17 protein-coding genes are annotated in these 14976 nt (G+C 51.0%); 6 read left to right on the top strand and 11 right to left on the bottom strand.

Annotated features, from left to right (window positions below):
• Nucleotides 1-28: 28 nt before the first annotated feature.
• Together dtd and NHN17_RS07655 are read right to left on the bottom strand one after the other, a co-directional pair.
• Entirely contained in the window at nt 29-466 is a 438-nt protein-coding gene (dtd, locus tag NHN17_RS07660; RefSeq protein WP_255041639.1) for a D-aminoacyl-tRNA deacylase, read from the bottom strand.
• Nucleotides 463-1440 carry a virulence factor BrkB family protein gene (locus NHN17_RS07655; RefSeq protein WP_255041638.1) on the bottom strand — a complete coding sequence of 326 codons (978 nt, stop codon included), beginning with the start codon at nt 1438-1440 and terminating at the stop codon, nt 463-465. The genes dtd and NHN17_RS07655 overlap by 4 nt, the downstream gene beginning before the upstream one ends.
• Before the next feature lie 65 nt (nt 1441-1505).
• Between NHN17_RS07655 and NHN17_RS07650 the strand changes: the two genes are divergently transcribed.
• Nucleotides 1506-2147, top strand: a complete 642-nt coding sequence (locus tag NHN17_RS07650; protein WP_255041636.1) for a DUF2959 domain-containing protein — start codon at nt 1506-1508, stop codon at nt 2145-2147.
• 9 nt (nt 2148-2156) lie between these two features.
• Here the strand turns inward: NHN17_RS07650 and NHN17_RS07645 are convergent, their stop codons facing one another.
• Nucleotides 2157-2687, bottom strand: coding sequence for an AAA family ATPase (locus NHN17_RS07645; protein WP_255041635.1), 531 nt, complete (start codon nt 2685-2687; stop codon nt 2157-2159).
• A 91-nt stretch (nt 2688-2778) separates the two neighbouring features.
• The gene (typA, locus tag NHN17_RS07640; RefSeq protein ID WP_255041633.1) at nt 2779-4608 is read right to left on the bottom strand and encodes a translational GTPase TypA; all 1830 of its coding nucleotides are present in this window, start codon (nt 4606-4608) and stop codon (nt 2779-2781) included.
• Between the two features lie 485 nt (nt 4609-5093).
• Between typA and glnA the strand changes: the two genes are divergently transcribed.
• From glnA to glnG, 4 genes are all read left to right on the top strand, one after another.
• A complete protein-coding gene (glnA, locus tag NHN17_RS07635) occupies nt 5094-6503 on the top strand; it encodes a glutamate--ammonia ligase (RefSeq protein ID WP_255041632.1) in 1410 nt (469 codons plus the stop codon).
• A 122-nt stretch (nt 6504-6625) separates the two neighbouring features.
• Nucleotides 6626-7180: a DUF4124 domain-containing protein gene (locus NHN17_RS07630; RefSeq protein ID WP_255041631.1), complete on the top strand. Its 555-nt coding sequence runs from the start codon at nt 6626-6628 to the stop codon at nt 7178-7180.
• Between the two features lie 120 nt (nt 7181-7300).
• Entirely contained in the window at nt 7301-8350 is a 1050-nt protein-coding gene (glnL, locus tag NHN17_RS07625) for a nitrogen regulation protein NR(II) (RefSeq protein WP_255041629.1), read from the top strand.
• 10 nt (nt 8351-8360) lie between these two features.
• Nucleotides 8361-9776: a nitrogen regulation protein NR(I) gene (gene glnG / locus NHN17_RS07620; RefSeq protein ID WP_255041628.1), complete on the top strand. Its 1416-nt coding sequence runs from the start codon at nt 8361-8363 to the stop codon at nt 9774-9776.
• 29 nt (nt 9777-9805) lie between these two features.
• Here glnG and NHN17_RS07615 read toward each other — a convergent pair whose 3' ends face one another.
• Nucleotides 9806-10012, bottom strand: coding sequence for a hypothetical protein (locus tag NHN17_RS07615; protein WP_255041627.1), 207 nt, complete (start codon nt 10010-10012; stop codon nt 9806-9808).
• Nucleotides 10013-10055: 43 nt separating this feature from the next.
• Here NHN17_RS07615 and NHN17_RS07610 point away from each other — a divergent pair, with 43 nt between their 5' ends.
• On the top strand, nt 10056-10184 hold the full coding sequence (locus NHN17_RS07610; protein ID WP_255041626.1) for a hypothetical protein: 129 nt from the start codon (nt 10056-10058) through the stop codon (nt 10182-10184).
• Between the two features lie 87 nt (nt 10185-10271).
• Here NHN17_RS07610 and hemN read toward each other — a convergent pair whose 3' ends face one another.
• The 6 genes from hemN to NHN17_RS07580 form a co-directional block, all read right to left on the bottom strand.
• Nucleotides 10272-11645: an oxygen-independent coproporphyrinogen III oxidase gene (hemN, locus tag NHN17_RS07605; protein ID WP_255041625.1), complete on the bottom strand. Its 1374-nt coding sequence runs from the start codon at nt 11643-11645 to the stop codon at nt 10272-10274.
• Between the two features lie 151 nt (nt 11646-11796).
• The gene (locus NHN17_RS07600; protein ID WP_255041624.1) at nt 11797-12282 is read right to left on the bottom strand and encodes a DUF2489 domain-containing protein; all 486 of its coding nucleotides are present in this window, start codon (nt 12280-12282) and stop codon (nt 11797-11799) included.
• A 3-nt stretch (nt 12283-12285) separates the two neighbouring features.
• On the bottom strand, nt 12286-12825 hold the full coding sequence (gene yihI / locus NHN17_RS07595; RefSeq protein WP_255041623.1) for a Der GTPase-activating protein YihI: 540 nt from the start codon (nt 12823-12825) through the stop codon (nt 12286-12288).
• Nucleotides 12825-13466, bottom strand: coding sequence for a class I SAM-dependent methyltransferase (locus NHN17_RS07590; RefSeq protein ID WP_255041622.1), 642 nt, complete (start codon nt 13464-13466; stop codon nt 12825-12827). Before NHN17_RS07590 ends, yihI begins: the two co-directional genes overlap by 1 nt.
• Before the next feature lie 418 nt (nt 13467-13884).
• Nucleotides 13885-14121, bottom strand: a complete 237-nt coding sequence (locus tag NHN17_RS07585) for a hypothetical protein (protein WP_255041620.1) — start codon at nt 14119-14121, stop codon at nt 13885-13887.
• 220 nt (nt 14122-14341) lie between these two features.
• Nucleotides 14342-14959 (bottom strand): c-type cytochrome, encoded by a 618-nt coding sequence (locus NHN17_RS07580; RefSeq protein ID WP_255041618.1) that lies wholly within the window; start codon nt 14957-14959, stop codon nt 14342-14344.
• Between the last annotated feature and the right edge of the window lie 17 nt (nt 14960-14976).

The raw sequence follows: 14976 nt of genomic DNA, 5'->3' as shown, positions 1-14976 counted from the left end.
CATTCCTAGGCAATACGCCTTTTTATCATTATACCTGCAACCAGAAGGTTACCGGGCCGTCATTCAGCAGTGCCACTTTCATATCAGCAGCAAAGATACCGGTTTCCGTTTTGATCCCTGTTTCTTGGCAGCATTCGACAAAATATTCATACATCCGCTCGGCGTCCTGTGGCGCGGCACCGTTGGAGAAGCCCGGGCGCATCCCTTTCTTTGTCTCTGCCGCCAATGTGAACTGCGAAACGACCAATACACTGCCACCCGCCTGCTGGACATTGAGATTCATCTTACCGTCTTCGTCTTCGAATACCCGGTAGCCCAACACTTTTTCACGCAGTCGCTTGGCTTTGGCTTCATCGTCGCCTTTCTCTACACCAAGCAGAACAAGCAAGCCCTTGCCGATAGCACCAGTCACCTGGCCATCCACTGTTACGCTGGCTTCGCTCACCCGTTGGATCAGTGCAATCATTCGTTTTTACCTTTTCCTATAATGTCAGTCTGTTGAATGTCTGTGTCTGGAACTGCAGACTGTTGGATACCCGATAATTCGGCCTGGGTCGGTACCGTAGTTTGCCAGCCCTTGGTTTCGGGGTGCCAATGGCTCTTTTCACCAAGGCTAGCGGTGATCTCGGCTCCGAACAATACAATACACCAACACAAATACACCCAGACAAATAAAATAGGTACCACCGCCAAGGCACCGTAAATCACCTGGTATGAAGGGAAATTGGTAATATAAAGGGCGAACCCCTTCTTGCTCAGTTCAAACAAGACACTGGCAATCACCGCACCGACCAAGGCATGACGGAAATGCACCTTGGTATTAGGCACCAGCAGATACAAAACCAAAAAAGCCATGCTCGACATGATCACTGGCAACCAACGTAGAGATCGCTGCAGCAAGCCGTTGACAGCTTCACTACCGAGTAGATTGAGCGAGCCGAGGTAGGAGCTAACAGCAATACTCGACCCGACTAAAATCGGACCGAGTGTCAGTACCATCCAGTAAATCGAAAACGAGATCACCGGGCGGCGCTTTTCATGCACCCGCCAAATATAGTTGAGCGATTTATCGATGGAGGAAATCAGCATCATCGCCACCACAAACAGGGCGGCCACCCCTACCGCCGTCATCTTCCCGGCATTGGCGACGAACTCATTGAGGTATTGTTTCACCACCTCGCCCGCGGCCGGAACAAAATTCTCAATCACGAAGTTCTGTAGCAGCTCCCCCTGCCCGGCAAACACCGGGAAAGACGACAGAGCCGACAGCACCACAGTGATCAACGGCACCAAGGACAGCAAGGTCACATACGCCATCGATCCCGCCGTCACGGTCAATCGATCGTGCCCGACCCGGTGGTATAAATAACCGGAAAACGCCATGAAGTTCCGCGTCCGCTGGCGCCATGTATGCTTGCTAGTTATTGGTTTGTCAGCCATAGTCATGTCATTATTTGCTTGTATTCACAGTCACTTTTCACATATTAGGACACATGGAGTCAACTATGCCCTACCTGCTTGCGATCTTTCTCAGCCTCACCGCCCTAACCGGTTGCCAAAGTGCCTATTACTCTGCCATGGAACAAGTCGGCGTCCACAAACGTGACATCATGGTCGACCGGGTCGAGGATGCCAACGAGGCCCAGCAAGACGCCCAACAGCAATTTACCAGTGCACTCGATGCAGTGAAGGCACTCAACCAATTTGACGGCGGCGATCTGGAAAGCGCCTACAACCAAGTCAACGATCAGTACGAGGCCAGCGATGAGGCTGCCGAGAAAGTACGTGAACGCATCGCTGCCATTGAAGATGTCGCCGACGCCCTGTTTGCTGAATGGCAAGATGAGCTGTCCCTGTATAGCAACAGCAAGCTGCGCCGCGACAGCGAAACAAAGCTCAACAGCACTAAAGCCTCATACCAGCGCATGCTCAGTGCGATGCATCGCGCCGAGCAGAAAATGGATCCGGTACTGGATACCCTACGGGATAACACCCTGTACTTAAAGCATAACCTCAATGCAGCCGCAATTGGTTCTCTACAGGGAGAATTCCAGTCACTGCAACGGGATATCCAGCGGGCGATCACCGACATGGAAGCCGCTATCACCGAGTCCGAGCGCTTTATCTCCCAGTTGCAGCGCAGCTAACCTACCTATTTATTCCTGCTTGAGCCGGGCCAGTAACCAGCTGGCCCGCTCTTCTATCTTGTCCCACGGCACATCGACCACCTCGTAGCCAAGCTCACGGTAGGTTGATACCAACTGGGCATGGATTTGCTCTGCCTCGACAAAACTGTGCGGCCGCTCGTCATCCTGTACATAAATATCGGCATGCGGGGCACAGACGAAAACCGTTGGAAAGTACCCTTTAGCCATCGCCCAATAGTGCTCGTCAACCCTCTCGCCGCCAATAGTCAGGTAAGCACAAATATCGCCAATCGCCCTGTCGACAAATGCCGGCATGGTCCCTCGCCGGGCCTGCTCGCGCTGGTTGTTCATTATCTCAAGGCACAGCGCAGCAAAGCGCGGCAAATCGGTCCAGGGGAGAACCCCGTCAAGCAAAGCGGCCTGCTCACGGATCAGGCTACGGGAGACTTCAGGAAAAGTCATATATCCTCGCTGTGCCAACGTATCCAGCAGCGAGGTTTTCCCGGATCCCGGTCCCCCGGTAATAATTATGGGCTGCATAGTCTGTTCTTCTTTTTTTGTAGGGCCAGATACAACAATCCCCCCATGGTAGCACCGATGGGGGGATTGATTAACGGCAATCAGTTAGCAATTATTTTGCTGTACGGCTTGCACGCTTACGTTCGTTTTCAGTAAGCAGTTTCTTACGGATACGAATGTTTTCTGGTGTTACTTCTACTAGCTCATCTTCATCAATGAACTCTAGCGCTTGCTCAAGTGTGTGCTTGATTGGTGGCGAAAGCACCTGCGCTTCATCGGTACCAGACGCACGTACGTTCGTCAGCTGCTTACCTTTCAGGCAGTTTACAGTCAGATCGTTAGAACGGTTATGAATACCGATAACCTGGCCTTCGTAAACTTCGTCGGCATGCTCAGCAAACAGACGGCCACGCTCTTGCAGGTTAAACAACGCATAAGTTAGCGCTTTACCTGTTGCGTTTGAAATTAGAACACCGTTGTTACGCTGACCAATTACGCCACCTTTGTGTGGACCGTAGTGGTCAAACGTGTGGTACATCAGACCAGAGCCTGAAGTTAGCGTTAGGAATTCCGTTTGGAAACCAATCAGACCACGTGAAGGCATCATGAAGTCCATACGTACACGGCCTTTGCCATCTGGAGACATATCAGTCAGCTCACCTTTACGTAGGCCGATGTTCTCCATGATGCCACCTTGGTGCTCTTCTAGCACATCGATGGTAACCGTTTCGTACGGTTCCATTAGCTGACCATCTTCTTCTTTGATGATAACTTCTGGGCGTGATACTGCTAGCTCGAAACCTTCACGACGCATGTTTTCGATCAGGATAGACAGGTGAAGCTCACCACGACCTGAAACACGGAAACGATCTGGGTTATCCGTTTCTTCAACGCGAAGTGCAACGTTGTGTACCAATTCTTTCTGTAGGCGCTCAAGAATGTTACGTGAAGTAACGAACTTACCTTCTTTACCTGCGAACGGAGACGTGTTGACCTGGAACGTCATGGTTACAGTTGGCTCATCAACAGACAGAGCAGGCAGAGCCTCAACCGCGTTCACATCACAGATAGTGTCAGAGATTTTCAGTTCACCAAGACCTGTAATTGCAATGATATCGCCCGCCGTTGCTTTTTCAACTTCGTGACGCTCAAGGCCAAGGTAACCCAATACCGTACCGACTTTACCGTTACGTGTCTTACCATCAGCACCCACAATAGTAACCTGCTGGTTTGGTACCACAGAGCCACGGGTTACACGAGCAACACCGATAACACCCACGTAAGAGCTGTAGTCTAGCTGAGAGATTTGCATCTGTAGGCTGCCATCAACGTCAACGCTTGGGGCGTCAACCGTATCAACAACCGCTTGGAACAATGGCTCCATGTTCTCGCCAACTTCACCTTCATCCATTGTTGCCCAGCCATTAAGAGCTGAAGCATAAACAGTCGTGAAGTCTAGCTGCTCATCTGTTGCACCTAGGTTATCAAACAGGTCAAATACTTGATCCATAACCCACTCAGGACGTGCGCCCGGACGGTCGATCTTGTTGATAACAACGATAGGCTTAAGGCCGTGGGCAAACGCTTTCTGAGTTACGAAACGCGTCTGAGGCATTGGGCCGTCAACAGCATCAACAATCAACAATACAGAGTCAACCATCGACATGATACGCTCAACTTCACCACCGAAGTCGGCGTGTCCTGGAGTATCTACAATGTTGATGCGGTAATCATTCCAGTTAATTGCTGTGTTCTTAGCAAGAATGGTAATACCACGCTCTTTTTCGATGTCGTTGGAATCCATTACGCGTTCTTCAACGTCACCGCGAGACTCTAACGTGCCAGACTGCTGAAGCAGTTTGTCAACCAGGGTGGTTTTACCGTGGTCAACGTGCGCAATAATTGCGATATTTCTTAATTTATCGATCTGTGGATTAGACATGGATTCACATTCACTCAGAACATGCAGCAACCGGATGGCGCTACTTGGTTAAAAAAACGGCTCATAATCTAACAGATTTTACGCCAAAACCCACGTAATATGTGATTTATATCACCGCCTTTTTCGTTCTACTTGCTCTAACCAGGCATTTTGCTTCATCGCAGGCCAGTAAAGCCCCCCCTCCGAACGCCTTTTCGATCAACTTTTCCCGGCCGAGCCAATTGACAATATATCGCGCTGGGCTAATGTAGATACGCGCACCATTAAAGGGATAACAATCCATACTGCACCAACTTGGTGCAAGGAATCCCCATAACAGTGCAAGCGATGGACAAATTCAGCCTCAGATACCTGCTAAGTGCGCTATTTTGGGGCTTTGAAAAGTTGGCACAGTTATCGCATTGTCTTTTAGCAATAGAGCGAAACACGCTCATTCCTAATTTATTGCGGCCTGATGCCCAATCTAACACCGGAGGTTATTCAAGATGTCAGTAGAAAGTGTACTAGCGCTGATCCAGGAAAATGAAGTTAAGTTTGTTGACCTACGCTTTACCGATACCAAAGGTAAAGAGCAGCACATCTCTATCCCATCCCACCAGATCGATGCTGACTTCTTTGAAGAAGGCAAGATGTTTGATGGTTCTTCTGTTGCTGGTTGGAAAGGTATCAACGAGTCAGATATGGTAATGATGCCGGATGCAGCTAGCGCGGTACTAGACCCATTCACAGAAGATGCAACACTGAACATCCGCTGTGACATCCTAGAGCCTGCAACAATGCAAGGCTACGACCGTGACCCTCGCTCTATTGCCAAGCGTGCTGAAGACTTCATGCGTGCAACTGGCGTTGCAGACACTGTATTGATCGGTCCTGAGCCGGAGTTCTTCCTGTTCGATGACGTGAAGTTTGCCACTGATATGTCTGGTTCTTTCTTCAAGATCGACGACGTAGAAGCGGCTTGGAACACAGGTTCAGATTTCGAAGGCGGTAACAAAGGCCACCGTCCTGGCGTGAAAGGTGGTTACTTCCCAGTAGCACCGGTTGATTCTTCACAAGACATCCGTTCAGCCATGTGTCTAATCATGGAAGAAATGGGCTTGGTTGTTGAAGCGCACCACCACGAAGTTGCAACGGCAGGCCAGAACGAAATCGCTACCCGTTTCAACACGCTAACAACCAAAGCGGATGAAATCCAAATCTACAAGTACGTTGTACACAACGTTGCTCACGCATTTGGTAAAACTGCGACATTCATGCCTAAGCCACTAGTAGGCGATAACGGCAGCGGTATGCACGTTCACCAGTCACTGGCGAAAGACGGTGTTAACCTGTTCGCTGGCGACAAGTACGGCGGCCTTTCTGAAATGGCGCTTTACTACATCGGCGGTATCATCAAGCACGCACGTGCAATCAACGCCTTCGCTAACCCAGCGACAAACTCGTACAAGCGTCTTGTTCCTGGTTTCGAAGCACCAGTAATGCTGGCTTACTCTGCACGTAACCGTTCGGCTTCTATCCGTATCCCAGTGGTACCAAGCCCGAAAGCACGCCGTATCGAAGTTCGCTTCGGTGATCCAGCCGCTAACCCGTACCTAGCATTTGCAGCAATGCTGATGGCTGGCCTTGACGGTATCCAGAACAAGATCCACCCGGGTGAAGCGATGGATAAAGACTTGTATGACCTACCAGCAGAAGAAGCAGCAGAAATCCCAACCGTTGCCGAATCTCTACAGGGCGCACTACAAGCTCTTGACGATGACCGTGAGTTCCTAACCGCTGGCGGCGTATTCTCTGACGACTTCATCGATTCTTACATCGGCTTGAAGTCTCAGGATGTTGAAAAAATCAACATGACCACGCACCCACTAGAGTTCGAACTGTACTACTCAGTTTAAGTAACTGATAAACAGCTCGACATTATAGATTTAGGCCAGCTTCACAAGCTGGCCTTTTTGATCTTGTTACCGACCAACCCCAATGCCAACAATGAGGGATCATCCACCGTCTGATAACAAAAATGTACAGAACTAGAATATCCCGCTTGCTAACAGCAGTACTGCTAATTTCAACCACCACAGCCGCCAGCGAAATGTATACCTGGCAAGATGAAGATGGCGTTACCCACTTTTCCGACCAGCCCTTCCCTGGCGCATCGGTGATAAGCATTCAGGCCCCCCAAGAATCAACGGATCCCCAACCTCTCGTCGCAGAAACAGACCTCGACACTGAGCAACCAAACGAGTCGACCCTGCCAGCCGCAAGCATTCAGCTGACCAGTCCGTCCGATCAGCAAACCGTACGCGACAACCAGGGCAACCTAACAGTCATGGCTTCGAGTAACCGCAAACTCAACCAAGGCCACAGCACCCGGTTGCGCCTCGATGGTGAAATCTACGACCGCCCGCAGGCCCAACTAATTTGGCCTCTCACCAATATTGACCGCGGCAGCCATACCCTACAGGTAGAGTTGCTAAAACACGGCAAGGTTATTGCATCATCTGAAGAAATAACTGTCTTCTTGCACCGTGCCCGTATCAACCAGCGCCCGGCACCACTCCCAGTGCCCAAATAACAGGCGCTTGCCATTTTTTCGTTCACGATACCAGGCAGACAGGCTACACTTGATTGCACCAATGTGGTGCATTGGCAGTTCAGTGCACCATGATGAACTGCACCAACAAGGATGGTAACTGTGACGGCTGACTTTTCTTCCCTGATCCTGGACAACCAAGTCACGGCAATCGTATTACTCGATGAGTCGCTGACCATACGCTATGTCAACCCGGCAGCCGAGCAACTGCTGTCGTTCAGCAAGCGTCGACTCAACAACACCCGCTTCCCAGATCTGCTCCAGCACACATCGTTAGATCTGGGCCTTATTTCCGACACCCTTCAAAGTGGGCAAGGGTTGGCTGACAGCGATCTCACCTTTGTCATCGACGGTCGCCACCATACCCTCGAGCTCAATGCGAGTCCGCTGTCATGGCAGCGCGAGTTGTTGATATTGCTCGAGCTCAAGCCTATTGATCAACAACGTCGGATCAGCCAAGAGCTCAGCCAGCACGCCCAGCAACAAGCCGCCAAGGAATTAGTGCGCGGGTTGGCGCATGAAATCAAAAACCCACTGGGTGGCTTGCGCGGTGCCGCCCAGCTGCTGGAAAAAACCTTGCCCGATCCGAGCTACACCGAATACACCCAGATGATCATCGAGCAGGCCGACCGACTACGCAACCTAGTCGATCGCCTACTCGGGCCGCAGCGCCCAGGCAACCGTCAGCAAGACAATATTCACGTGGTACTGGAAAAAGTCCGTCAGCTGATCAGTATTGATTGTGGCGAGGATATCCATCTGCACCGCGACTATGATCCCAGCCTGCCCGATTTCACCATGGATGCCGACCAACTCGAGCAAGCTATCCTCAATATTGTCAGCAATGCCTCATTGGCGCTCAAGCAACACAGTGGCGGTAATATTACCCTCAAGACCCGTATCGCCCATCAGACACTGATCCACGGCAAGCGATACCGGGTTGCCGCCAAAATCGACATCATCGACGATGGCCCAGGGATCCCGAGTGATATCCAGGACACCCTGTTCTACCCCATGATCACCGGACGCGAGGGCGGAACCGGGCTGGGACTGTCTATTGCACAGAACCTGGTCGACCAGCATCAAGGCAAGATTGAAGTCGTCAGCTGGCCAGGCCATACCAAATTCACCCTGTATTTACCGATTATGTAGAGGATTCACCATGAGCAAAGGACTAATTTGGGTCGTTGATGACGACAGCTCAATCCGTTGGGTACTGGAGCGAACCCTCAATGCCGCCGGACTGAAATGTGAAACTTTCGCCAATGCCGATAGCGTGGTCGAGGCAATGGAGCGCAGCGTACCCGATGTACTGGTGTCTGATATCCGCATGCCAGGTATGGACGGGTTTACCTTACTCAAGGTGCTACAGGCAGACTACCCGACCCTACCAGTAATCATCATGACCGCCCACTCCGATCTTGACGCTGCGGTGAATGCCTATCAGGAAGGGGCCTTCGAATACCTGCCCAAGCCGTTTGATATTGATGAAGCCGTTAGTTTAGTAGAACGTGCAGTAACCCACAGCCAGGAGCAGAAGCGCCAACAACAACCTGAAACAGTTGAAAAAAACGCCCCGGAAATCATCGGTGAAGCCCCGGCAATGCAGGAGGTATTCCGCGCTATCGGCCGCCTATCCCGCTCGTCCATCTCAGTGCTGATCAACGGTGAGTCGGGTACCGGTAAAGAGCTGGTCGCCCATGCGCTGCACCGCCATAGCCCGCGCAGCCACAAGGAATTCATTGCCCTCAACATGGCAGCCATTCCCAAAGATTTGATTGAATCGGAATTATTCGGCCACGAAAAAGGCGCTTTTACTGGTGCCAATAGTGTCCGCCAAGGCCGCTTTGAACAGGCCAACGGCGGCACCTTGTTTCTTGATGAAATAGGAGACATGCCGCTAGATATCCAAACCCGATTACTGCGGGTGCTGGCAGATGGCCAGTTCTACCGGGTGGGTGGCCATTCACCAGTCAATGTTGATGTCCGGATCATCGCTGCGACCCACCAGAACCTAGAAAGGTTGGTTGCCGCCGGAGACTTCCGCGAAGATTTGTTTCACCGCCTAAATGTCATCCGGGTTCACCTTCCCGCGCTCAAAGATCGCCGCCAGGATATTCCGCAGCTAACCCGCCACTTCCTGATGCGTGCCTCTAACGAGCTCGGAGTCGAGGTCAAGACCTTGCACCCGGATACCGAAGAAGCGTTGACGATGCTGGACTGGCCGGGCAATGTCCGCCAACTGGAAAATACCTGCCGCTGGCTCACTGTGATGGCCAGCGGTAAGGAAATCCTACCTGCTGACCTGCCACCGGAGCTGGTTGCCCCTAGCGAGCCGGACACCAGCGAAGGTGGCCATCTACACTGGCATAATGCATTGGAAAAATGGGCCTTCGACAACCTTCGACAAGGGCACCAAAACCTGCTCGGTGAAGCATTGCCGGAATTTGAAAAAATCCTGCTCGAAGCGGCTTTGGAGCACACCCATGGCCATAAACAGGAAGCCGCGCGATTGCTGGGCTGGGGCCGTAACACCCTGACCCGCAAACTCAAAGAGCTCAATGTCATGACCGATTAATCCTGCACACCTTTCATGCGGAAAGGCATTCAACAGCACCACAGGGTTTCTTTCCGCATCAACAACTTGTCCCCAGCGATGACCAAAACCGCATGTGAAAGCCATCGAGATGACAACTCGACCGCAGCATAGCGAGGGCGGTGAGATGCAAATAAAATGCCACTACTGGTCGCTTTTTGACCTCCCCCCATTCCATCTTCGCTCATTTTGCGTACAATACCCCCGGCTTCAATCATCACTTAAACCACATAACACTAAAAACACAGTTGGATCCCCACCATGCTGGAAAGTCTATTTTCATTCAGCGTGGCAATGCCTGCTGTCAGTGAAATCGCAGCCAATGGCCCTGGTCATTTTGCTGCCGGTATCCTGGCACTGATTGCCGCGGTGAACATGTTTCACGGCTAATCCTTGAGCTAGCCAATATCAAAAAGCCCCCGAGCATAACGGCTCGAGGGCTTTTTGTTTATCTGGACGATAAAACCAATACTGGTTTTAGATCACCCGCGAGAACTGTTGCTGACGAGCACGATGGCGCAAATACTTATCAAAGCACATGCAAATATTTCGGATCAGCAGGCGACCTTTCAGCGCGACATCAATCGCGGTATCACTCACCTCAACCAGATCATCATTGATAAAGGTCTGTAGCAATTCGATATCTTCAGCAAAGTAGCTATCAAAGTCGATATCAAACTGTTGCTCGATCGCGGTTTTATCCAGGTGGAAGTTACAAATCAGCGACTTGATCACTTCACGGCGCAATAAGTCATCGGCATCCAGCGAAACCCCTTTCCAGAGCGCCTCACGTTTTTCATCCACACTGGCGTAATACTGCTTGAGCTCTTTCTGATTCTGGGCGTAACAATTACCAATCATCGAAATTGCCGATACCCCAAGACCCAGCAGATCAGTATCTCCCTGGGTGGTATACCCTTGGAAATTACGGTGCAAGATACCTTCACGCTGGGCCACCGCCAACTCATCTTCCGGCAGGGCAAAGTGATCCATACCTATGAACTGGTATCCGGCACCAGTCAGGGTCGCAATGGTTTGCTGCAAAATCGTCAGCTTCTCATTGGCCTGCGGCAAGTCCGCATCTTTGATCTTACGCTGGGCGGCAAACAGTGTCGGCATGTGGGCATAGTTGAAAATCGACAAACGACCCGGGCGCATGGTCAGCACCTGATCGAGTGTTTGGGCAAACAGATCCGGGGTCTGCTTTGGTAGGCCGTAGATCAAATCTAGGTTGGTCGAACGGAAACCCAGTTCGCGGGCACGCTCTACCATAGCAAAAATGAACGCTTCATCCTGCTCTCGATTAACCAGCTTCTGCACTTCTTTATTGAAGTCTTGCACCCCTATGCTAAGGCGGTTGAAGCCTTCGCCACGCAGGTGGTCAAGCATATCTAGTTCGATTTCACGCGGGTCAACCTCGATGCTGATCTCGGCATCGGGGGTAAACGTAAATTGCTCGCGCAACAGGCCCATCAAGCGGCTCACCTGCAGCTTAGTCAGGAACGTTGGGGTGCCTCCGCCCCAGTGAAGCTGGCTAACAGTTCGCTCACCCAGCAATGTCGAACGCTGGCGGATTTCCTGCTCCAACGCATCAAGGTATTGATCAGCTTTGTGCTGGTGACGGGTGATGATCTTGTTACAGCCACAGTAATAACACAGCTTGTGGCAGAACGGGATGTGGACATACAGCGACAGGTTGCGTTCAGGATACTGGGCACACGCCATGTCAAATTCCGCAGGCGTAAACGCTTCGTGAAATTCCAGCGCTGTTGGGTATGAGGTATAACGCGGCCCCGAATAGTTATATTTTTCGATTAAGGCCTGATCCCAAATAATTTGCTCATTTGACATGACTTAGTTCCACTAAATTAGAGGGGGAGAGAATATTGATCACCAAGTGTGACACAACTTGGTAAAGATGTAGATAGAAGATAACTAAACTGCTACCCCGATCAGTATTCCCCTGTCTCTGAGTATAGACAGGGGAAAACAGGAACCAAAATCAGACAGTTGGCTTGGCAGCCAAGATCAGATCCAGCTCAGACTTGATAGTTTCAACCAAGCGCGCTTCGGCCTTCATCCGGAGCAAGTCCAGCTGCATGCGCTCTTGCTTGGCCAGGGTCTTACGCGCATCCCCGCGTGGCATGTCCTTCACCACTTGGTAAAGCTCATGCATAGCCGGATACTGGTTGGAAAAGTCCACCCGATGATCACCTTGCAGCACTTCCATCAGCTTGTACAAACGAATGGCAATTTCCGACATATCACATTCATCTTGCTTGCCGGCGGCAGCAATGATCAACACGCTTTCCATGATATTGGCATTGCGCTGCTTAATCCCTTCCTCCTGCTGACGCTGGGCGCGAGCGAGAAATGCCTTATGGCGCTGGGTCTGCTGGTAGAGTTTAAACAACAAATAGCCGGCATAACTTGCCAATACCGCCACAATCAAGCCGGCCAGCCCTAGCCACAATGTCAAATCCTGCAAGGGTTACTCCTTGTCTAAACCGTCAAAGTCCATGTTTTCGAACTGATCGAGCAGGTCATCATCTGAACGAGGACCACGAGGGGTATCTACTTCGTTCATTTCCGGCTCGTCTTCTTCCATTAGGCCAAGCTGGTTCATCAGCTGTTCGATACGATCAAGCTTCTGGTCAACTTGCTTCTGCAAGCCAGCACCCAGTTTCTCACCGGCTTCGATACGGTCAAGCAGTACCATCAGCTGGGCATCATTTTCCAGCATTTGTAGCTCTTGCTCAGCGCTCATGCGGCGTTGTTGCTTAGTCATCGGCTTTTTCGGTTCAACAACCAAAGGGATAGCCTTCTTACTACCGTGACGCGGATCTTTACGCTGCGCGGCCTTACGAGCATCGTCTGGCGATACCATCGAGTGGCGGCTACCTGACTTCAGGCCCTTACGCTTACGATCTTTCTTACGTTGTAGGCCATCGACATCATTCTGAGTACGGGTCTTAATGGTGACTACCTGATCGGATGATCCGGTAGCACGACTTCTTTTCTTACGGGTCATTACTGGGTTTTCCTCAGCAAAATTACATCATTCCCAACAAACTCAACGTCCAAGCCATCTCTTTGGGCTAAATATTGGAACGTCTCGCGGCTAAAAAAGCTCACATGCGTTGGGTCGTTCTTGTAATGCCATTGCGCAAAGGCATCTGCATCTTTTGCCAGTTTGGTCATCAAGCCCAGCCAACCACCGGATTTTACCATACCAACCAGCTGCCCCCACTCCTTCGCAGGCGTATAAAAGTGTTCTATTGCCTCGGTACAGGTCACAAAGTCATATTGCGTGTCCAGCACCTCTGGCTTATTGGCAAAATACGGATCATAAATTGCCATCTTGTGGCCCGCTTCAGCCAACATCAGCGACAAGGTCGGGCCGGGGCCGCAACCAAAATCCAAACCATCAAGCGAGGTAGCGCCAAGACGCTCCATCAGTGGCTCAGCAAGCCGGGCGAGAAAGCGCCGGTAGCCCAAGTCTTCCGGGTTATTCTCATGCAAATCATAGTGCGCTTTCTCTTCTTCTGACGACAATCTCGACTCGGGATCAGCAAAAATTAATGCGCACTCACCGCAACGGACATACTGCCGACGCCGATCTTCAAAAAACAGCGCAGTGCTTTGGCTATGGCACAGCGGACAAGGGCTCATCTTCGCTCTCCGGTAAAATCTATCGCACAGGGCATTGCCACAGCGCTCAATGAAGCCGGGTATCATAGCAGATTTGATGGAGAAATGTGCACTACTAAGGTAGGAGGGAGGTAAGTGTCTGAAAAGAAAAAAGCGACAGGTTATTCAACCTGTCGCTATGTAGGGTCGCCATTGCTGGCTATATCCTGTCGAGTCTGTCCGTAACCAGTTATATAACATCCCGGTTTGACAATATCCTTTGTTATTGGTGCTTCCATGCCAACGTGTTGTTCTTCATCATCCTGATGTGTTTTTTCCGTCCTTGAACAATTATCCCTGTTTAAACGGCTATCCTTAACCGGCTGCTTCCATCAGCATGTTGCCATCTGGCAACCAGTTCACCATCCGTGTGTGCACCCCATCCCTAGAATGCTGATTCCTATGTTGTGTTTTCTTTTCCGTAAGTGTCTTTCCTGACAATCCTTACCACATCTTGCGGCCTACCCAGCTCCTTGCCGGACATCCTGTATTCCTTCGAGCGCCCTGCCCATGCCGTCATTGGCGCTTTCCGTTCCGGTGCCAACTCCCTGTCGACAAGGGATACTTTACGCCAATCTAGGCTTGAAGCAATGTACCAACACCGGCGACTTGGTTGTAACTTTATTTCAGCAATCACAAGGTTCTGTTATCTCTTGCTTTTAAGGCAAAAACTATTAACAACTTCATCAACATCTACCGATACAAATAGCCGATCTCTCATAAGCCCCCAAGCCATTTGCGTTTTGCCTCAATAAAGCTGTTATTTTCTTGCAGATGTAGCCACTCTCTATGCAATAAAAAAGGCAGCCGACGCTGCCTCTTTTTCACCACCACTGGAAGTCTGGCTGAATGGAAATTTAGTGCAAACCGCCGACGTACTGCGACAAAGCGGTAATTTCGTCGTCCGTCAGCTTCGCGGCCACCGCACGCATCATGGCATTCATATCATTGCCACGCTGACCGTCGCGGAATTTCTCAAGCTGTAACTTGACGTATTCACCATTCTGGCCGGAGATCTTAGGAAAACCAGACAGGCTGGTCCCATTACCCCGAGGGCCGTGACAAGCCGTACATGCGGTCACGCCGCGCTCGGCATCACCAAACCGGTAGAGCGCCTGGCCAAGTTCAATCGACGACTCGGCAGTGGTGTTATCTGAGATAGGTAATGAGGCATAGAAGGCAGCCAAATCAGCCATATCCTGTTCGGTCAGTGGCATGGCCATACCGCCCATCACAGGATCGTTACGGCCTTGAGCACCACCAGTGCTCATAGCAAGTTTGAAATCTTTGAGCTGCTTTTCCAAGTAACCCTGGTGCTGACCGGCAATTTTCGGGTATTGAGCCATTATCCCATTACCATCTGCACCATGGCAGGCGGCACATGTTGCGGCTTTTGCCTTTCCGGCTTCTGCATCTCCCTGGGCCCAGGCAGAGCAACTGGCCAGCAGAGTCAATATCAGTGCTAATTTCTTCATGACATTCCGTTTATAAT

The sequence above is a fragment of the Photobacterium pectinilyticum genome, from assembly GCF_024357955.1.
Classification (GTDB): Bacteria; Pseudomonadota; Gammaproteobacteria; order Enterobacterales; family Vibrionaceae; genus Photobacterium; species Photobacterium pectinilyticum.
This window is presented reverse-complemented; position numbering and strand designations above follow the sequence as displayed.